We start from the raw sequence: 18,386 nt of genomic DNA, 5'->3' as shown, positions 1-18,386 counted from the left end.
ATGAAGAAATCGACGTTGTTAGCTCCACCGGAAAACGCAACGCTGCTGTCGCAGATGGTACAGCGCTTGCCGTTATCCGATACGCATTTTAAGCGTATCAGTCAGCTGATTTATCAGCGAGCTGGCATAGTGCTCGCCGATCATAAGCGGGAAATGGTTTATAACCGCCTGGTCCGCAGGCTGCGCACGCTGAATATCGATGATTTTGGTCGTTATATGGCGTTGCTGGAAAATGATCCTAACAGCGCTGAATGGCAGGCGTTTGTGAATGCCCTGACCACTAACCTGACCGCCTTTTTCCGCGAGGCGCATCACTTTCCGATCCTGGCAGAGCATGCGAAACGCCGTACTGGCAATTACAGCGTATGGTGTGCGGCCGCCTCGACAGGGGAAGAGCCTTACTCAATCGCCATGACGCTGGCCGAAACGCTGGGTACCGGTCCGGGTAAATTCCAGATCCACGCCAGCGACATTGATACGCAGGTGCTGGAAAAAGCGCTGGCGGGTGTGTACCGCCAGGAAGAGCTGCGTACGCTTTCGCCTCAGCAGCTGCAACGCTATTTCCTGCGTGGCACCGGTCCTCATGAGGGCATGGTGCGTGCGCGCCCGGAGCTGGCCAATATGGTCACCTTTGCCCAGCTTAATCTGCTGGCCAACGACTGGGCGTTACCGGGACAGTTTGATGTGATTTTTTGCCGTAACGTGATGATCTACTTCGATAAAGAAACGCAGGAGAAGATTTTACGACGCTTTGTTCCGTTACTGAAACCTGGCGGCTTACTGTTTGCCGGTCACTCAGAAAACTTCAGCCAGATTAGCAAAGAATTTTATCTGCGTGGCCAGACGGTCTATGGACTGACTAAGGAAAGATAATGAGTAAAATCAGAGTTTTATGCGTTGATGATTCAGCGTTAATGCGCCAGTTGATGACCGAAATTATCAACAGTCATTCCGATATGGAGATGGTGGCCTCGGCGCCGGACCCATTGGTCGCGCGGGATTTAATTAAACAGTTTAACCCGGATGTGTTGACGCTGGATGTCGAGATGCCGCGCATGGATGGCCTCGATTTTCTGGAAAAGCTGATGCGTCTGCGCCCGATGCCGGTGGTGATGGTTTCCTCACTGACCGGGAAAGGCTCTGAAATTACGCTACGGGCGCTGGAACTGGGGGCTGTCGACTTTGTGACTAAACCCTCGTTGGGTATTCGCGAAGGGATGCTGGCCTACAGTCAGATGATTGCTGACAAGGTACGCGCCGCTTCCCGTGCTCGTCTGCATACGCGTGGGCCACAGCCGGCCCCGGTGATGCTGAAAGCCGGACCGTTGCTGAGCAGTGAAAAACTGATTGCCATTGGTGCCTCTACCGGCGGAACCGAAGCGATTCGACATGTGCTGCAACCGTTGCCGGCGACCAGCCCGGCGCTGTTGATTACGCAGCATATGCCACCGGGATTCACCAAATCGTTTGCCGAACGTCTGAACAAGCTGTGCCAGATTACGGTGAAAGAAGCGGAAGACGGTGAGCGCATCCTGCCCGGACATGCTTACATCGCACCGGGAGCGATGCATATGGAACTGACGCGCAGCGGCGCGAACTATCAGGTCAAACTGAATGATGGACCGCCGGTTAATCGTCACAAACCGTCGGTCGATGTGTTGTTTAACTCAGTGGCGCAGTTTGCCGGTCGTAACGCCGTCGGCGTTATCCTGACCGGCATGGGTAGCGATGGTGCTGCCGGACTGCTGGCGATGAATAAAGCCGGTGCCTGGACCATTGCCCAGAACGAAGCGAGCTGTGTCGTATTTGGCATGCCACGAGAGGCTATTGCCCTCGGGGGAGCCAGTGAGGTGGTGGATCTTCACCAAATCAGCCAGCACATGCTGGCAAAAATTAGCGCCGGACAGGCGTTGCGTATCTAACGCGGTCCTCGCGGGCTACACATTACGGGAGTAAGTATGGTAGATAAAAATATGCGGTTTCTGGTGGTCGACGACTTCAACACAATGCGTCGTATCGTCCGTAACCTGCTGAAAGAGTTGGGTTTCAACAACGTTGAAGAAGCAGAGGATGGTGTGGACGCGCTGAACAAGCTGCGTGCAGGCGGTTTCGACTTCGTGGTGTCTGACTGGAACATGCCGAATATGGATGGTTTGCAACTGTTGCAAACCATCCGTGCAGACGGTGCGCTGAGTAAGTTACCCGTACTGATGGTGACGGCAGAAGCCAAGAAAGAGAACATTATTGCGGCTGCGCAGGCGGGTGCCAGCGGCTATGTGGTTAAACCATTCACAGCGGCTACCCTCGAAGAGAAGTTAGGCAAGATCTTCGAAAAACTGGGTATGTAAGGAGCTGAGATGAGCACTATTCCGAAACCAAATGTTGATGCAGCTTCAGCGCAGGACATTATCTCTAAAATTGGTTCACTGACGCGTATGTTGCGCGACAGCCTGCGTGAGTTAGGTCTTGATCAGGCCATCGCAGAAGCGGCAGAGGCGATCCCGGATGCCCGCGATCGCCTTGATTATGTGATTCAAATGACCGGCCAGGCGGCAGAACGTGCGTTAAACTGCGTCGAGGCTGCGCAGCCCCGTCAGACAGTGATGGAGAGTGGAGCGAAAGCACTGAAAGTTCGCTGGGACGAATGGTTCGAGAATCCTATCGAACTGTCAGATGCCCGCTCTCTGGTTTCGGATACTCGTGGTTATCTCGACGCGGTACCGGAACATACTGGCTTCACCAATGCTCAGTTGATGGAAATCATGATGGCCCAGGATTTCCAGGACCTCACCGGGCAGGTGATTAAACGTATGATGGATGTGATCCAGGAAATTGAGCGTCAGTTATTGTCGGTCCTCATGGAAAACATTCCAGACCAGAGCATGCGTGTTAAGAAAGATGCTGACAGCCTGTTGAACGGCCCGCAGATTAATGCGGCGGCCCCCAATGTGGTGGCAAGTCAGGATCAGGTTGACGATCTGTTGGACAGCCTCGGCTTCTGATATCAGGGGCAGAGCCTTTCTGCCCCTGCCTTCAAACGGTGTCCCGCCATCCTGTGCGGGCACTGTCTTTTCTCCATTCCGTAAATAACCCCCTATTTACACGTTTACTCGTGGCATTACCCCTGCGCGAATTTGGCATTCTACCCTCAGTCATTCCGTATTGAAGGTTTGCTACCGTGTCTCAGGATAGCGATGAGGAAAAAACAGAGTCCCCCACGGCCCATCGACTTGAAAAAGCACGAGAAGAAGGGCAAATCCCGCGTTCGCGCGAACTGACGTCTATTTTGATGCTGGTGACCGGCCTGAGTATTTTATGGGCGGGTGGGGAATGGATGGGACGTAAGCTGGGTGCACTGGTCGCGGATGGGCTGGTCTTCAATCATTCCGTGGTCAGTGATACCAGTCAGATGCTGCGTCAGATCAGCGATCTGCTGATGCAGGCGGTGATGGCTATTCTGCCGATGATGTTTGGTCTGGTGGTGATGGCGATTGCGGCACCGATGTTGTTGGGTGGCCTGGTGATCAGCGGGAAAGCCATCAAGTTTGATGTTGGCAAAATGAACCCGATTAAAGGGCTGGGAAAGATGATTTCTGCCCAGTCAGCCGCTGAGCTGTTGAAAGCCGTGCTGAAAGCGGTGCTGGTTGGCGTGGTCGCCTGGATATATATCCATAACCACTGGGCTGAGATGCTGCATTTGATCAGCGAATCACCCGTGACAGCCCTGGCGGGCTCGCTGAATATGATTGCCATGTGCAGCATCCTCATCGTGCTGGGGTTGTCGCCGATGGTGGGCTTTGACGTCTTCTTCCAGCTCTACAGTTATTTTAAAAATTTACGCATGTCGCGTCAGGATATTACGGACGAACATAAGCAGCAGGAGGGTGACCCGCATGTTAAAGGGCGTATCCGCCAGCAAATGCGCGCCGCCGCACGCCGCCGCATGATGTCTGATGTTCCGAAGGCTGACGTGATTGTGACCAACCCGACCCATTATGCGGTCGCGTTGCAGTACGACGAGAAAAAAATGAGTGCACCGAAAGTGCTGGCAAAAGGCGCAGGGGAGATTGCCCTGCGTATTCGTGAAATGGGGAAACAGCACCGTATCCCGATTTTAGAAGCGCCACCGCTGGCACGTGCGCTCTATCGCCACAGTGAAATTGGTCAGCATATTCCCGGGACATTGTACGCAGCGGTTGCTGAAGTGCTGGCCTGGGTCTGGCAACTCCGCCGCTGGAAAGTGGAAGGGGGGCTGATCCCGAAGAGACCTGTTAAATTGCCAGTGCCGGACGCGCTGGACTTTGCTGGAGAACAAAAATCTGATGGCTAATCTGGCCGCTAAACTGCGCTTACCGGGCAACATGAAAGATACACAGTGGAAAGTCCTTGCCGGACCGATACTGATCTTGCTGATCCTGTCGATGATGGTGCTGCCGTTACCACCGTTTATCCTCGATCTGTTGTTTACCTTTAACATTGCCCTGTCGATTATGGTGCTGTTGGTGGCGATGTTTACCCAGCGCACGCTGGATTTCGCCGCCTTCCCGACTATTCTGCTGTTCTCCACGTTACTACGCCTGGCCCTGAACGTGGCCTCGACGCGTGTTATTTTGATGGACGGCCATACCGGTGCGGCTGCTGCGGGTCAGGTTGTTGAAGCCTTTGGCCACTTCCTCGTCGGCGGTAACTTCGCCATCGGTATCGTGGTGTTTGTCATCCTCGTCATTATCAACTTTATGGTTATCACCAAGGGTGCCGGGCGTATTGCGGAAGTGGGCGCGCGCTTTGTCCTCGACGGGATGCCGGGTAAACAGATGGCGATCGATGCTGACCTGAATGCCGGGCTGATTGGTGAAGAGGAAGCGAAAAAACGCCGTTCTGATGTGACCCAGGAAGCCGACTTCTACGGGTCGATGGACGGTGCCAGTAAGTTTGTTCGTGGTGATGCCGTCGCCGGTATCATGATCATGATTATCAACGTGATCGGCGGCCTGCTGGTGGGGATTCTCCAGCACGGTATGGATGCCGGTCATGCAGCCGAAACCTATACGCTGCTCACCATCGGTGACGGTCTGGTTGCTCAGATTCCGGCGCTGGTGATCTCCACCGCGGCGGGTGTGATTGTGACCCGCGTTGGCACCGACCAGGACGTCGGCGAGCAGATGGTTAGCCAGCTGTTTAATAACCCGCGCGTGATGATGCTGAGTGCCGGCGTTCTCGGCCTGCTGGGCCTGGTGCCGGGTATGCCAAATCTGGTGTTCCTGCTGTTTACTGCTGCACTGCTGGGCCTGGCATGGTGGATACGCGGTAAAGAGATGAAGCCGAAAAGCGCTGCGGCGCCGCAGATGTCCATGACCAAACAGCCGGAAAGTGCGGCCAGCGTCGAAGCCACCTGGGGTGATGTGCAGCTGGAAGATTCACTGGGGATGGAAGTAGGCTATCGCCTGATCCCGATGGTGGACAGCGCACAGGATGGCGAGTTGCTTGGCCGCATCCGCAGTATCCGTAAGAAATTTGCCCAGGAAATGGGCTTCCTGCCACCGGTGGTACATATTCGTGACAACATGGATCTGACCCCGGCACGCTACCGTATTCTGATGAAAGGGGTAGAGATTGGCAGTGGTGATGCTTATCCGGGCCGCTGGATGGCGATCAACCCGGGGACGGCAGCGGGTTCGTTGCCAGGTGAAGTGACCGTTGACCCGGCCTTCGGGCTGGAAGCGATCTGGATTGACAGTGCGCTGAAAGAGCAGGCGCAAATCCAGGGCTTCACCGTGGTGGAAGCCAGTACTGTGGTAGCCACCCACCTTAACCATCTGATTGGTCAGTACGCCAGTGAGCTGTTCGGTCGCCAGGAAGCGCAGCAGTTGCTGGATCGCGTGACCCAGGAGATGCCGAAGCTGACCGAAGACCTGATCCCAGGCGTGATTACCTTGACCACCCTGCATAAAGTGTTGCAGAACCTGCTGGCTGAACGTGTCTCTATCCGCGATATGCGGACGATTATTGAGACGCTGGCGGAGCATGCGGCGGTGCAGACCGATCCGCAGGAGCTCACCTCAGTGGTCCGTGTAGCATTAGGGCGTGCCATTACGCAGCAATGGTTCCCGGGTAATGGCGAAGTGCAGGTTATCGGGCTGGATACCACGCTGGAACGTCTGCTGTTGCAGGCATTGCAGGGCGGTGGCGGTCTGGAGCCGGGTCTGGCTGACCGTCTGCTGGCGCAGGCGCAGACGGCATTGCAGCATCAGGAAGGGTTGGGTGCACCGCCGGTGCTGCTGGTGAACCATCCGCTGCGTGCACTGCTGGCGCGCTTCCTGCGTCGTTCGCTGCCGCAGCTGATGGTGATTTCCAATATGGAACTGACGGACAACCGTAATATTCGTATGACGTCAACAATTGGTGGCCATTGATGAAAGTGATGCTGTGGTTGCTGCTGACGTTGCCCGGCCTGTCGATGGCGGCTGAGGGCGGCTGGCATGCCAGCGCCACAGGTCCGTCGCTCTCTAATCGTGGAGTGCAGGCGTCATCACGCCCGCTCACGCCACCAGAACCGGTGACCGGCGTCATGAGTACGGTAATATGGCGCTATACGCTCACGGCTCCCGCACCCGCGGGGCTGCAGGTTCGTCTGTGTTCAGAAAGTCGTTGCGTGCCTGTGGAAGGGGGCAGCGGCAGTACTCAGGGCCTGACCAATGTGGCCGCTGGAGAGACATTACGCTTTATTTATCAGGTTGAAGGTAAAGGGCGGGTGTTTCCGGTGCTGCATGTCCTGAGTAATGAAGTGATGGTGAATTACCAGTAATCACCAAAACAAAAGGGTCGGGCATGCCCGACCCCTACAAGGATTTACGTAGGGGCGAGGCACGCCTCGCCCGAAAGGTTCACCTGCCTATGCAGGGTCGGGCATGCCCGACCCCTACAAGGGTTTGCGTAGGGGCGAGGCACGCCCCGCCCGAAAAGACTTACATCCGCTCTACGGTTTCAATCCCCAGCGTATCCAGACCCTGCTTCAGGGTTTTCGCCGTTAACAGCGCCAGACGCAGACGGCTCTGTTTTGTTGCGTCATCGTCGGCGGTCAGGATAGGGCAGTGTTCGTAGAAGCCTGAGAACAGACCTGCCAGATCGTAAAGATACGCACACATCACGTGTGGCATCCCGTCACGCGCAACCTGAGTAATGGTTTCTTCAAACTGCAACAGGCGTACTGCCAGGGCGGCTTCACGATCTTCAACGATCGCTGTTGCCCCAGAGATGCCGTGCTCATCGATACCCGCTTTACGGAAGACGGACAGCACACGCGTATAGGCATACTGCATATACGGTGCGGTGTTACCTTCAAACGCCAGCATGTTGTCCCAGTCGAAGATGTAATCGGTGGTACGGCTTTTCGACAGGTCGGCGTACTTGACGGCACCGATACCGACGATGTTGGCCAGTGCTTTCAGCTCATCGGCAGGCATATCCGGGTTTTTACCGGCAACCAGCGCTGTCGCACGTTCAATGGCTTCATCCAGAAGGTCAGACAGCTTGATGGTGCCACCGGCACGGGTTTTAAACGGCTTACCGTCTTTACCCAGCATCATGCCGAACATGTGGTGTTCCAGTGGCAGGGACGCCGGTACATAGCCCGCTTTGCGCACGATAGTCCAGGCCTGCATCAGGTGCTGATGCTGACGTGAATCGATGTAATACAGCACGCGGTCCGCTTTCAGCGTCTCGTAGCGATATTTCGCGCAGGCAATATCCGTCGTGGTGTAAAGATAGCCGCCATCCTTTTTCTGGATGATCACGCCCATCGGTTCGCCTTCCTTGTTTTTATACTCATCAAGGAACACGACGGTGGCGCCTTCGCTCTCTACCGCCAGACCTTTGGCTTTCAGGTCAGCAACGATGCCAGGCAGCATATCGTTATACAGGCTCTCGCCCATCACATCGTCACGCGTCAGGGTGACGTTCATGCGGTCATAAATCAGCTGATTCTGTGCCATGGTGATGTCGACCAGCCGCTTCCACATCTTACGGCAGTATTCGTCACCGCCTTGCAGCTTAACGACATAACCGCGTGCGCGCTCGGCAAAGGCCGGGTCTTCGTCGTAGGTGCGTTTGGCTTCACGGTAGAAAACTTCCAGGTCTGCCAGCGCGATCTCTTCGTGGTTCTCATTCTGCTGCTTCTCAAGGAACGCGATCAGCATACCGAACTGAGTGCCCCAGTCGCCAACGTGGTTGGCACGGATCACATTATGGCCGAGGAACTCCAGCGTACGCACTGCCGCATCCCCGATGATGGTGGAGCGCACGTGACCCACGTGCATCTCTTTCGCCACGTTCGGTGCAGAGTAGTCAACTACCACGGTCTGGGGTTCAACGGCGGCCACACCCAGTTTCGGGGCGGCCAGCACGCTGTCGATTTGTGCAGACAGCCATTCAGGTGCCAGGAAGATATTGATAAAGCCCGGCCCGGCGATCTCAACTTTTTTGGCAATCCCTGTGAGATCCAGCTGCTCCAGCACTTTTTCGGCCAGTTGTCGTGGTGGCATACCCAGGCTTTTGGCCACGGCCATCATGCCGTTGGCCTGATAATCACCAAACTGCACTTTTGCCGACTGACGCACCTGAGGCTCGCAATCTGCGGGTGCACCCACTGCGATCATCGCCTGACTGACTTTTTCTGAGAGAAGGGCCTGAATATTCAACGAGTTACCTTAATTTTTTTAAACCCACACGCAGAGGTGCAGGCCATGGTCTTGACGCCGCCGCATTCCGGGGGACATTCACCCAGGGTGGCAGCGCCTAAAAAAGAAGGGGAAAAGTATACTGCATTTAGGAGCAAGTTATCCAGGAACCTGAGCTCCTGGATAACTTGTGTTTTGTGCGCGGGAAAACAGTGCTGTGAGGCTGTCTTCCACGGAAAGTCAGATTAGCGGCGACGTTGCGGGCGGTGGGGACTTGCCACCGTCGTTTTTCCGTTCCGTACCTTCCAGTGGCGTACAATCGCCAATCCCATCATCGCGATCAGCAGGGCGACAAGTAATAACATAAGCATTTAGCTTTTCCTTGTGTTGATGGTCGGGACAAATCTATAAGAAAGCAGAATAGCCTACAATGCACCCCTGGTGATTTAGGAATTGTCGCATTGTATAAATTTAACTAAACTAAAACATAAAGTTAAAGGCCATTTTCTAAAAAAAACACTGGTACTGAACCACCAGATGCTGGATGAAATGTTTTCTAAGCGGGCAATTTATATGAATAATTCCGATGAAATGCTAAATTTCTATTCCATTATCTGGTCTGTAAAATCATATGCTTTAAGTGAAAATGATAAGTGAAATTACTGTAAATGAAGGGTTTTGAGATGTTATCCATAAACAATGCAGAAGAATTAAGCGATTTAGCTAATGATTTACCGCGTTTTTTACAATCCCTTTACCAATTGGCTGAGCGATTAGGCCTTGATCTTGATGTTCTTGAGGTTGATCACATTGCGGTCAGATGTCACCAGAACACCACCGCAGCGCGGTGGAAACAGGGGTTTCTGCGTTGCGGTTCGCTGTTTTCGGAAAAAGAGATTGCCGGACGTCCCGTCGCCCTGTTTGAGCTGGCTACAGCGCTTGAAGTGGGTCCGTGGAAGATCGGCGTGGTTGAGCTCCCCTGGCCAGGGCAGCGGCTTTATCGCCATGAAGGCTGGGAACATGTCGAAGTGGTTCTGCGCGGCGACGAAGAGACGCTCGGCGCACGTGCTCTGGCGTTGATGGGTGACGAAGGCCTGACACAGCAGGGGATTTCGATTAAAACCAGTGCACCAAAGGGTGACGGCGAACGCCTGCCTAACCCAACGCTGGCGGTAACTGACGGGCAGGTGACCATCAAGTTCCATCCGTGGAGCCTGAAAGAGATCGTCGCCAGTGAAGTGGCGCGCTAAACCTAGTAGCCGATAGCCAGCGCCAGCGTCATGCGGCGCAAGGCTTCGTCTAACATCGCACGCTGGCAGCCAAAGTTGAAACGGATAAACTTATCATCACCAAAGTCACGCCCCGGTGAAAAGCCCAGCCCGTGTTTTTCAAAAAACAGGGCCGGGCTGGCAACCTTCAGTTTGCTGGCATCAATCCAGCCCAGATAGCTGCCCTCTGGTGCCACCATGCTCAGTCCCGGTAGCGCATTTACGTGCTGCGTTAGTGCGTCACGGTTGCTGCGCAGGTATTCCACCTGCGCATCCAGCCAGGGTTGTCCGTCCTGCCAGGCGGCCGTCGCGGCGACATAGGACAGGACATCGACATCCGGCACCATGCCTTTGCGTTCCCGGTTAAAACGGTCACGGAGTTCGCGATCAGGAATGATCGCCACAGACGCTCCCAGGCCGGCAATGTTGAAGCTTTTCGACGGAGACAGCAGGGTAATGGATCGCTGGGCGGCATCTTCGCTCAGGCTGGCAAACGGGATATGTTCAACGCCCGGCTCCAGCAGCAGGTCGCAGTGAATTTCATCAGAGCACACTATCAGGTCATGTCGCTGGGCAAAGCGCAGCTGTGCTTCCAGTTCCTCACGGCGATAGACGGTACCACCCGGATTCTGCGGGTTACACAGCAGCAGCAGTTTTTCGTTGCCCTTAAGCTCAGGCTCCAGAGCATCCAGATCCAGCACCCAGCGCTGGTCCTGAAGCTGTAACGGGGCGCTGACCTGCGTGCGTCCGGCCAGCTTTGCTGCCAGGCGGAAAGGAGGATAAATCGGTATGGGTGCAATGGTGCCCTGATGCGCCTCGGTAAAAGCACGTACGCACAGATTAAGCCCGGTAACGACACCCGGTAAAAAAACCAGCCACTCGGGTTGAATTTTCCAGCCGAAACGTGAGTTCATGCGCTCAATGACCACCTCAATAAAGGCCTGCGGTGGAACGCCATAACCGAAGATGCCATGTGAGATGCGAGTCTGCAATGCTTCAGTAATACAATCAGCTACGCGAAAATCCGTGTCTGCGATCCACAACGGAAGGATATCCCGATCACCATATTTTTGCCATTTCAGGCTATCGCTGTGACGGCGGTCTATCCGTTGGTCAAAATTGAATGCCATGCTGATGATTCCCGTTAAGATAAATACCAGTAATGTCGATCAGACTAATCATCGGCATGAAAATAAACAACCAGACAGCAGTGATAACCGGAGGATGGGATGCGAAAACTGGAAATATGCTGCTACGGAGTGGAATGTGCCGTGACGGCAGAACGAGCGGGAGCCGATCGTGTGGAGTTATGTGCTGCGCCAACGGAAGGGGGATTAACACCATCGGCGGGGACATTGATGTCAGCTCGTCGTCGTGTCGCGATCCCGGTCCATCCGATTGTGCGTCCCAGGGGGGGAGATTTTTGTTACAGCGATATCGAATTTGAGCAGATGAAGTCAGATATTGCGTTTATCCGGGAGCAGGGGTTTCCGGGGCTGGTGATCGGGTTGCTGGATGTGGACGGGCATATTGATTTGCCGCGTATGCGCTACGTCATGCAGCTGTGCCAGGGGATGGAAGTGACTTTTCATCGCGCCTTCGATTTGTGCCACAGCCCGGTCATAGCACTCAAGCAACTCACCGATTTAGGCGTGGCGCGCATTCTTACTTCTGGTCAGCAGCAGAGCGCAGAAAGCGGTTTACCCCTGTTAAGGGAGCTGACCCGCATGGCGAAGGGGCTAAAAGTGATGGCAGGCGCGGGTGTGCGCCTGAGCAATGTGCAAAAGTTTATCGATGCTGGCCTGCTTGAGTTGCACAGCTCTGCCAGCCAGCGTATCGCTTCATCAATGCGCTACCGTAAAGCCGGTGTTTCTATGTGTTCCGATGCAGAAAATGACGAATTTACCCGCACCTGCGTTGATGGTGATGTGGTGGCCGCAATGAAAAGCGTGATGTCCCTCGGCGCGCCGCTTCACGTTGCCTAGACCCGTTGCCGCCTGGCGGTAACGTGCCGATTTTGCCGCGCAGCACGCCGTTCTCTGACGTGATGTTTGCAAGTACCAGACCCCAGCGCCTTTTGTTGGGGTTTTTTTTGCTCCAGGTGCGGGTTTGTAATGCGTGTTGTACCCAAAAAAAACTACACTGAGTCATCGCCTTAATCTGCCATAAGAGCTGTGATGAAGATTCCGTTTACGGGTTGTACGCTGATGATGACGCTGGCCTTTTTGCTCACCCCGGCTGCGCAGGCGGCAAAAGACTGTGCGCCGGGCTTTCAGCAGGTGGCCAGCAATAACAGCATTGTGATGCTGGGGGGAATGGCCAGAGGCCCGATTAAACAGTTTGTCCTCGGCGAATTTGGTAAGGACGTCAATCAGCAAAAACGTATGATTGGCGAGTTTGATCGCTGCGGAACACTGAAACGTGCCGATTTGCGCTTCGATAAACAGGAAGGCAAGCTCCAGATCTCACTGGTGCAGAGTATTGAACATGTCAGGGATGGCTGGCTTTCAAGCTATGAAATGACCGTGGCTGAATTAGGTCGTGGCCAGCCGGTGGTGATCAATGAGAAACGCGGCACCACACATTATCAGAAGGGAAGCCGCGGTAATATCATCAGCTCATCGGATACCTTTGTCCTGAATGGTGAAAAAGGCTTCACGGAAACCACCCACCATTTTGACCGCCAGTCGCGGCTGATTAGCAGCGTGGCGCGGGGGTCGGATAGCAACAGTAACGGTAAATTCACCTACCGCTGGAACAAACAGAACCTGCTGGTGGCCTCAGACTCTGAGCGAGAAAAAATGACGCTGGAATACGACCGGGATCAGCGTGAGCTACGTCTGAGCAGCCGCTCGGATAACGCGATGAGCAGCATGACGACGCTGGAGGAGTGCCAGCTGTGGGATGAGCAGGGGAACTGTACGTTGAGTTATACGCGTGAAATGGACGTGTTTCCCACCGGGATTATCCGGCGCAATATTACGGCGGCTTACCGCTACGAATATTGGGAATAAACAGCGACAGAAAGTAAAAGGCCGATCGCCCGGATCGGCCTACATCATACAATGGTTATTTCACTGACAGACTAAAGGCATCTACGGCCAGAATGGCGTTCGCCACATCCTCTGCGCTCAGGCCCGGGTTCAGGTTTTTCAACGTGTCCCCTTCGTTGTTGGCCAGCGCGCCAATTTTAACAAGATCCTCCCAACTCACCTTGTCCAGATGCAACTCTTTCAGCGTGGTCGGCATCTTGATGGCGCGGTAGAAACGCACGTAGCGTGCGATCTCCTCATCAGGCCGCTGCTCCAGTACCATCTGGGTCAGGGTGCCGTAAGCCACTTTTTCACCGTGCGTCAGGTGGTGAATATCGCCCTCAATCGCAGTAAAACCGTTGTGGATAGCGTGGGCACCGGCCAGACCGGCGTTTTCGAACCCCAGCCCTGAAAGCAGCGTATTGGCTTCCACCACGGCTTCCACCGCGGGTGTCACCAGCTGTTTCTCCACGGCCTGATAGGCACTCAGCCCCCAGGTCAGGAGTGTTTTTTCACAGGCTTCGGCGATCGCCATTCCGGCAATGGTCGGGTCACCGTTGACCATCGATTTGCTGTGTGAACGTTTCACCGCCTGCGCTTCAACATAGGTCGCCAGGCCATCCGCAATACCGGAGGCAAACAGACGCACCGGCGCGCGCACGCAGACCTGCGTATCCACCAGCACCAGATCCGGGTTTTTACTGTAGAAACGGTAGCTTTCGAACACGCCGGTATCCGAGTAGATCACTGACAGCGCACTGCAGGGGGCATCGGTAGAGGCGATAGTGGGCACGACGGCAACGGGGTGTTTCAACTCATCGGCAACCGCTTTTACAGTGTCCAGGGTTTTACCGCCACCGAGTCCGACCACAATACTTGTTCCGTTGGCTTTCGCCAGTTTAGCCAGGCGGGTGATCTCATTGCTGGAGGCTTCACCGTTAAACTCTTCGTAGTGGAATTCGACCTTGTTCGCGATCAGGGAGGCTTTAACGTCTTTTCCGATCAGCCCCCAGACAATCTTGTCAGCAACGAGGAACGCATTGCTGCCCAGTTCGGCCAGATGCTCGCCCAGGTGGGCTAGCTGACCCGCGCCCTGAATGTATTTCCGTGGTGATGAAAAAACAAATTTACTCATACCAGATACTCCTTTCAGGTGAATTTAACGCACAACTGATCCCACACTAACCCGTAAGTATTAGGCCATTTGATCAAAAAGAGTGATTTAAGAAGAATTATCATTCTCAATGACAGAGATCAGGATTTTGTTCCGCACGTTAAGCGCAGGAAGGCGCTGGGGAATAACACAGGGGGAATACAGGGCCAGCCGGCGGCCAACCCTGTTCGACTTATGGCTTGGTCGCCACCAGCACGGCACGCAGGGGGGCAGGATAACCTTCGACGGTTTTCGTTGGGTCGTTCGGGTCGAGGAACTCGGCCAGGGACTCGCTGGTCATCCAGCTGGTACGACGCTGTTCATCCGTGCTGGTGACCGAGTAATCAGCAATACGGACGTCAACAAATCCACACTTCTCCAGCCAGTTTTTCAGCGCCCCGGTTGACGGGATGAAGTAGACGTTACGCATCTGCGCATAGCGTTCACCCGGCACCAGTACCTGTAGGTCATCGCCTTCGACCACCAGGGTTTCCAGCACCAGTTCGCCGCCGCTGACCAGCTGATTTTTCAACTGGAAAAGGTGGTCGAGCGGGGAGCGGCGATGATACAGCACGCCCATTGAAAATACGGTGTCGAACGCCTTCAGCTCGGGCAGTTGCTCGATGCCCAGCGGCAGCAGGTGCGCACGCTGATCGTTGCCCAGCAGTTTACGCACGGCTTCAAACTGGCACAGGAACAGCTGCATCGGGTCGATGCCGACCACGAGGTTGGCACCCGCGCCCAGCATGCGCCACATGTGGTAGCCGCTGCCACAACCGACATCCAGCACCGTACGTCCGGCCAGTGAGGAAATATGCGGCAGCACCCGCTCCCACTTCCAGTCAGAACGCCATTCTGTATCGATAGTCACGCCGTACAGTGAGAACGGCCCTTTACGCCATGGCATCAGATTACGCAGCAGTTTTTCAATGCCGTCACGCTGGCGTGCGGAGAGATGGCTGCTGTCGGCGGTGACGCTGTGCAGTAAATCCAGCGTCTCCGGGGTCAGTGCGGGAAGGTGTTCAACGGAACGGTCCCAGTTTTTAAAGTGACCGTGCAGTGACTCGCGTTGCCAGGCCGCGATCTGCGCAGGCAGGGTTTCCAGCCAGTGAGACAGCGGGCTTTTGGCAATGAGTTGATAAAAATTTCCGAAATCCATCAGGGATGACCTGCTTTTAAGGCCACCAGAGAGCCAAAGTTAAAACACTGGAACCACAGTTCTGCATGCTGGAAACCGGCATTGTGCAGACGCTGTTTATGGGTTTCCACGCTGTCGGTCAGCATGACATTTTCCAGCATGCTGCGCTTCTGGCTGATCTCCAGTTCGCTGTAACCGTTCGCGCGTTTAAAGTCGTGATGCATGTTGAACAACAGTTCACCCACGTCAGAGTCAGCAAAGCTGAATTTTTCAGAAAGCACCAGCGCACCACCGGGTTTCAGTCCCTGATAAATGGTATTCAGCAACTGCTGACGCTCTTCCGGTGCCAGAAACTGTAACGTGAAGTTCAGTACCACCAGGGAGGCATTCTCAATCGGGATCTGGCGGATGTCCGCTTCAATCACCTCGACCGGCGTATCGGCACGGAAGGCATCAATGTGGCGGCGGCAGCGCTCAACCATGGCGGGTGAGTTATCAACGGCAATAATCTTGCAGCCAGCGGCAGTAATATTGCGGCGCACTGACAGCGTGGCCGCGCCCAGCGAACAGCCGAGATCGTAAACACGGGAGTCGGGCTGGACAAAGCGCTCGGCTAACATGCCAATCATGGAAATAATGTTGGAATAGCCGGGCACAGAACGCTGAATCATGTCGGGGAAGACTTCAGCCACGCGCTCATCAAACGTCCAGTCGCCCAGCTTGGCAATTGGCGCGGAGAACAGCGTATCGCGGTTAGACATAGTGGTAAGTCCGGGGAAGCTAACGGAAAGGGCATATTCTGGCAGAAAGCGCGGCGGGCTGCACCTTTTCTGCCAGTAGAACGGTCAGGAAGTGCCGAGAACCAGGTCCCAGGGCAGGAACAGCAGATTGACGACCACCATGCCGAAGAGCGAAAGCAGCGTCAGGAGCATGCCGTTACGGCGCCACAGCACGGTGCGGCTGCGTAAACCATACGCATGCATCAGACGGCCGAAAAAGAAAAACAGCCCGAGCAGATGCAGCATCCAGATATCGGCACCGTTCATCTCCATCATTACCAGCAGAAAGAGTGCGATGGGGATATTTTCGACCGCATTACCGTGGATGCGAATGGCCAGCTGTAAATCAGACACCCCACCATCACCGATCGAGACCCGGTACTGACGACGTAAGCGCACCACGTCGAGTAAAAACTTCAGGATAAAAAGCGTACCAAGTACCACGTAAAGCGCACTGACCATGACTCACTCCATGATGTAATAATGATCTTATTGAGTAGGGTATCGAACAATGCTGACACTGTCGCCAGGCATCAGCATGAACCGGTTCAGAATAACATCTCCTGCTGCGGCCATTCAGGGGCATCACCGATATGCGGGAGCACCTGCTGTAATCCGGGCCACAGCGCGCGCACCAAATCCGGCGCGAAGCCGACATCCGGGGTATGTATAAACAGCCACGGCTGGGCCGTTTCGCACCACTGCGGTAACCGATCTCGCCAGGCGTTGAACCAGCTCAGGTTAGCCTCGACGTTGTCGCCGCCGATAAAACGGATCATCGGGGCGTCTGCGGTCATCACCGCATGGACTGGCAGTTTAGGTTTTTTGCGTTGTGCCTCAATAATCGCGGCCGTTGAAGGATGGGCACTGTGCACGCCGCGGGTATCGAGGATCACCCGGTTGACGCGGCGCTGATGCAATCCGCGATTCAGCGCCTGCTCGGCCTCGCCTTTGGCAAAAAACTCCGGATGCCGCACTTCCACACCGTAGCGGAATTCCGTGGGCAGGTTATCGAGAAACTGCCAGAGAGCAGGCAGGTCAGCAGGCGAAAAAGCCGCGGGAAGCTGTAACCAGAACTGTCCGATGCGATCGGCCAGCGGAGAGAGCAGATCAAAAAACTCTGCGCTGAGATCGCCGCACTGGCGCAGCGCGGCCTGATGGCTGATGGTCGCCGGAAATTTAAAACAGAAGCGGAAGTCATCGTGCGTCATTGCCCGCCAGCGCTGTACCACTTCCGGGCGCGGCAGTGCATACAGCGTGGTATTGCCTTCGACACAGTTAAAGTGACGGGCATAATCTTCCAGGGTGGTCATCCCCAGTTTTTTCCATTGCGGGTGCTGCCACTGTGGCAGGCCAAGATACAACGGCTTCATTGTTTATCCACATTCAGTCAGTTGCGGGCAACTTTACCGTGTGGATACAGGGGAGTGCAAGGCAGGCAGTGGGGAGAAAGACCGGTTCCCTCCGGTCATGCGCAGGTTAAGACAGCGCGGCGATGACGTCATCTGACTGACGCACGCGGGCAATACGTGGGAAGATCCACTCGACGCTGGCCTGATGCTGCTCAGTGCTGGCGGTGCTACAGATATCTTCGGCAATCACCAGATTGAAACCCAGTTCCCAGGCGTTACGTGCGGTGGACTCAACGCCAATGTTGGTGGCGATGCCACCCAGCACAAGGGTGTCAATGCCACGACGGCGCAGTTGCAGTTCCAGATCGGTACCGTGGAATGCCCCCCACTGGCGTTTGATGACGTGCAGATCGCTCTCCTGAACACCCAGCGCTTCAGGGTAGACCCACCAGTTATCCGGCAGTGCGCCTCCGGCATGGGCGGCATCAACCGGTTGTTTTGGCGCATCGGCAAAATCCGCTGACCAGCCTACACGTACCAGCACGACCGGGGCGTTGTGTGCACGAAAGTGGTCGGCCAGTTTCGCGGCACGTGGCACGACATCACTGGCCGCGTGTGGTGCCTTGCCAAACGGCAGAATGCCTTCCTGTAAGTCGATCAGCACCAGTGCGGTGGTCTGGGGATTGAGATTGAGCATGCGTTTCTCCGGGATAAGGGGGAAAACCATTGAGAATACAAAGGAACAGTTAAACGAGGCGATGAAAATAATGTGGGTAAAGCGCTGAGATTTGTTAGCGGTTATGTCGTGGTGATGATGTTTTGTTAACCACAGCGTCCGGTGGCAGCACATCGCAGCGTTTTTCTGCCACTTTCCCCTGATGACAGCACTTATCCTGTGAGCCATTTTCCATTATAATGGCAGCCATTTTTCGCGGCAGCAGCGCTCCTCAGAGCAGGATAGTGATTATAAAGCTGCGGCAGCAGCGCTG

At 55.0% G+C, this 18,386-nt stretch carries 18 protein-coding genes; 10 read left to right on the top strand and 8 right to left on the bottom strand.

Going from position 1 to position 18,386, the window contains the following annotated elements; all coding sequences use genetic code 11:
- The 7 genes from cheR to flhE all read left to right on the top strand — a co-directional run bounded on the left by cheR (position 1) and on the right by flhE (position 6,805).
- Complete coding sequence (gene cheR, locus FY046_RS01370; RefSeq protein WP_133841763.1) at positions 1-873, top strand: protein-glutamate O-methyltransferase CheR; 873 nt, start codon at positions 1-3, stop codon at positions 871-873.
- Positions 873-1,922, top strand: a complete 1,050-nt coding sequence (locus FY046_RS01365) for a protein-glutamate methylesterase/protein-glutamine glutaminase (RefSeq protein WP_446185626.1) — start codon at positions 873-875, stop codon at positions 1,920-1,922. Before cheR ends, FY046_RS01365 begins: the two co-directional genes overlap by 1 nt.
- A 36-nt stretch (positions 1,923-1,958) precedes the next feature.
- Positions 1,959-2,348 (top strand): chemotaxis response regulator CheY, encoded by a 390-nt coding sequence (cheY, locus tag FY046_RS01360; protein ID WP_133841764.1) that lies wholly within the window; start codon positions 1,959-1,961, stop codon positions 2,346-2,348.
- A gap of 9 nt (positions 2,349-2,357) precedes the next feature.
- Positions 2,358-3,002, top strand: coding sequence for a protein phosphatase CheZ (gene cheZ, locus FY046_RS01355; protein WP_200642372.1), 645 nt, complete (start codon positions 2,358-2,360; stop codon positions 3,000-3,002).
- Between the two features lie 176 nt (positions 3,003-3,178).
- Entirely contained in the window at positions 3,179-4,330 is a 1,152-nt protein-coding gene (gene flhB / locus FY046_RS01350; protein WP_446185625.1) for a flagellar biosynthesis protein FlhB, read from the top strand.
- Positions 4,323-6,413, top strand: coding sequence for a flagellar biosynthesis protein FlhA (gene flhA, locus FY046_RS01345; RefSeq protein WP_133841767.1), 2,091 nt, complete (start codon positions 4,323-4,325; stop codon positions 6,411-6,413). The genes flhB and flhA overlap by 8 nt, the downstream gene beginning before the upstream one ends.
- Complete coding sequence (gene flhE, locus FY046_RS01340) at positions 6,413-6,805, top strand: flagellar protein FlhE (protein WP_159336488.1); 393 nt, start codon at positions 6,413-6,415, stop codon at positions 6,803-6,805. The genes flhA and flhE overlap by 1 nt, the downstream gene beginning before the upstream one ends.
- 160 nt (positions 6,806-6,965) lie before the next feature.
- Here flhE and argS read toward each other — a convergent pair whose 3' ends face one another.
- Positions 6,966-8,696, bottom strand: a complete 1,731-nt coding sequence (gene argS / locus FY046_RS01335) for an arginine--tRNA ligase (protein WP_421506192.1) — start codon at positions 8,694-8,696, stop codon at positions 6,966-6,968.
- Between the two features lie 662 nt (positions 8,697-9,358).
- On the opposite strand from argS, the gene FY046_RS01330 reads away from it, so the two are divergent.
- Entirely contained in the window at positions 9,359-9,925 is a 567-nt protein-coding gene (locus tag FY046_RS01330) for a VOC family protein (protein WP_446185624.1), read from the top strand.
- A gap of 2 nt (positions 9,926-9,927) precedes the next feature.
- Here FY046_RS01330 and FY046_RS01325 read toward each other — a convergent pair whose 3' ends face one another.
- Positions 9,928-11,073 (bottom strand): MalY/PatB family protein, encoded by a 1,146-nt coding sequence (locus tag FY046_RS01325; protein ID WP_446185623.1) that lies wholly within the window; start codon positions 11,071-11,073, stop codon positions 9,928-9,930.
- Between the two features lie 99 nt (positions 11,074-11,172).
- Here FY046_RS01325 and cutC point away from each other — a divergent pair, with 99 nt between their 5' ends.
- Together cutC and FY046_RS01315 are read left to right on the top strand one after the other, a co-directional pair.
- Positions 11,173-11,928: a copper homeostasis protein CutC gene (cutC, locus tag FY046_RS01320; RefSeq protein ID WP_200642379.1), complete on the top strand. Its 756-nt coding sequence runs from the start codon at positions 11,173-11,175 to the stop codon at positions 11,926-11,928.
- A gap of 192 nt (positions 11,929-12,120) precedes the next feature.
- Entirely contained in the window at positions 12,121-12,957 is an 837-nt protein-coding gene (locus FY046_RS01315; protein WP_234472326.1) for a hypothetical protein, read from the top strand.
- Positions 12,958-13,012: 55 nt separating this feature from the next.
- On the opposite strand, the gene FY046_RS01310 is transcribed toward FY046_RS01315, so the two are convergent.
- From FY046_RS01310 to FY046_RS01285, 6 genes are all read right to left on the bottom strand, one after another.
- The gene (locus FY046_RS01310; protein ID WP_339457901.1) at positions 13,013-14,110 is read right to left on the bottom strand and encodes a glycerol dehydrogenase; all 1,098 of its coding nucleotides are present in this window, start codon (positions 14,108-14,110) and stop codon (positions 13,013-13,015) included.
- A gap of 211 nt (positions 14,111-14,321) precedes the next feature.
- Positions 14,322-15,290, bottom strand: coding sequence for a tRNA 5-methoxyuridine(34)/uridine 5-oxyacetic acid(34) synthase CmoB (gene cmoB / locus FY046_RS01305; protein WP_133841775.1), 969 nt, complete (start codon positions 15,288-15,290; stop codon positions 14,322-14,324).
- On the bottom strand, positions 15,287-16,027 hold the full coding sequence (gene cmoA, locus FY046_RS01300) for a carboxy-S-adenosyl-L-methionine synthase CmoA (RefSeq protein WP_133841776.1): 741 nt from the start codon (positions 16,025-16,027) through the stop codon (positions 15,287-15,289). Before cmoA ends, cmoB begins: the two co-directional genes overlap by 4 nt.
- Before the next feature lie 84 nt (positions 16,028-16,111).
- Positions 16,112-16,507, bottom strand: coding sequence for an MAPEG family protein (locus FY046_RS01295; RefSeq protein WP_133841777.1), 396 nt, complete (start codon positions 16,505-16,507; stop codon positions 16,112-16,114).
- Between the two features lie 86 nt (positions 16,508-16,593).
- A complete protein-coding gene (locus tag FY046_RS01290) occupies positions 16,594-17,418 on the bottom strand; it encodes a DUF72 domain-containing protein (protein ID WP_133841778.1) in 825 nt (274 codons plus the stop codon).
- Between the two features lie 106 nt (positions 17,419-17,524).
- Complete coding sequence (locus FY046_RS01285) at positions 17,525-18,094, bottom strand: hydrolase (RefSeq protein WP_159336490.1); 570 nt, start codon at positions 18,092-18,094, stop codon at positions 17,525-17,527.
- Between the last annotated feature and the right edge of the window lie 292 nt (positions 18,095-18,386).

This window comes from Erwinia sp. 1181_3 (assembly GCF_052824965.1).
This window is presented reverse-complemented; position numbering and strand designations above follow the sequence as displayed.

What these genes read in the sequence shown, in the direction of transcription:
- cheR (WP_133841763.1), top strand. Translation starts at nt 1, where the DNA reads ATGAAGAAATCGACGTTGTTAGCTCCACCGGAAAACGCAACGCTGCTG.
- FY046_RS01365 (WP_446185626.1), top strand. Translation starts at nt 873, where the DNA reads ATGAGTAAAATCAGAGTTTTATGCGTTGATGATTCAGCGTTAATGCGC.
- cheY (WP_133841764.1), top strand. Translation starts at nt 1,959, where the DNA reads ATGGTAGATAAAAATATGCGGTTTCTGGTGGTCGACGACTTCAACACA.
- cheZ (WP_200642372.1), top strand. Translation starts at nt 2,358, where the DNA reads ATGAGCACTATTCCGAAACCAAATGTTGATGCAGCTTCAGCGCAGGAC.
- flhA (WP_133841767.1), top strand. Translation starts at nt 4,323, where the DNA reads ATGGCTAATCTGGCCGCTAAACTGCGCTTACCGGGCAACATGAAAGAT.
- flhE (WP_159336488.1), top strand. Translation starts at nt 6,413, where the DNA reads ATGAAAGTGATGCTGTGGTTGCTGCTGACGTTGCCCGGCCTGTCGATG.
- FY046_RS01330 (WP_446185624.1), top strand. Translation starts at nt 9,359, where the DNA reads ATGTTATCCATAAACAATGCAGAAGAATTAAGCGATTTAGCTAATGAT.
- FY046_RS01325 (WP_446185623.1), bottom strand. Translation starts at nt 11,073, where the DNA reads ATGGCATTCAATTTTGACCAACGGATAGACCGCCGTCACAGCGATAGC.
- cutC (WP_200642379.1), top strand. Translation starts at nt 11,173, where the DNA reads ATGCGAAAACTGGAAATATGCTGCTACGGAGTGGAATGTGCCGTGACG.
- FY046_RS01315 (WP_234472326.1), top strand. Translation starts at nt 12,121, where the DNA reads ATGAAGATTCCGTTTACGGGTTGTACGCTGATGATGACGCTGGCCTTT.
- FY046_RS01310 (WP_339457901.1), bottom strand. Translation starts at nt 14,110, where the DNA reads ATGAGTAAATTTGTTTTTTCATCACCACGGAAATACATTCAGGGCGCG.
- cmoA (WP_133841776.1), bottom strand. Translation starts at nt 16,027, where the DNA reads ATGTCTAACCGCGATACGCTGTTCTCCGCGCCAATTGCCAAGCTGGGC.
- FY046_RS01295 (WP_133841777.1), bottom strand. Translation starts at nt 16,507, where the DNA reads ATGGTCAGTGCGCTTTACGTGGTACTTGGTACGCTTTTTATCCTGAAG.
- FY046_RS01290 (WP_133841778.1), bottom strand. Translation starts at nt 17,418, where the DNA reads ATGAAGCCGTTGTATCTTGGCCTGCCACAGTGGCAGCACCCGCAATGG.
- FY046_RS01285 (WP_159336490.1), bottom strand. Translation starts at nt 18,094, where the DNA reads ATGCTCAATCTCAATCCCCAGACCACCGCACTGGTGCTGATCGACTTA.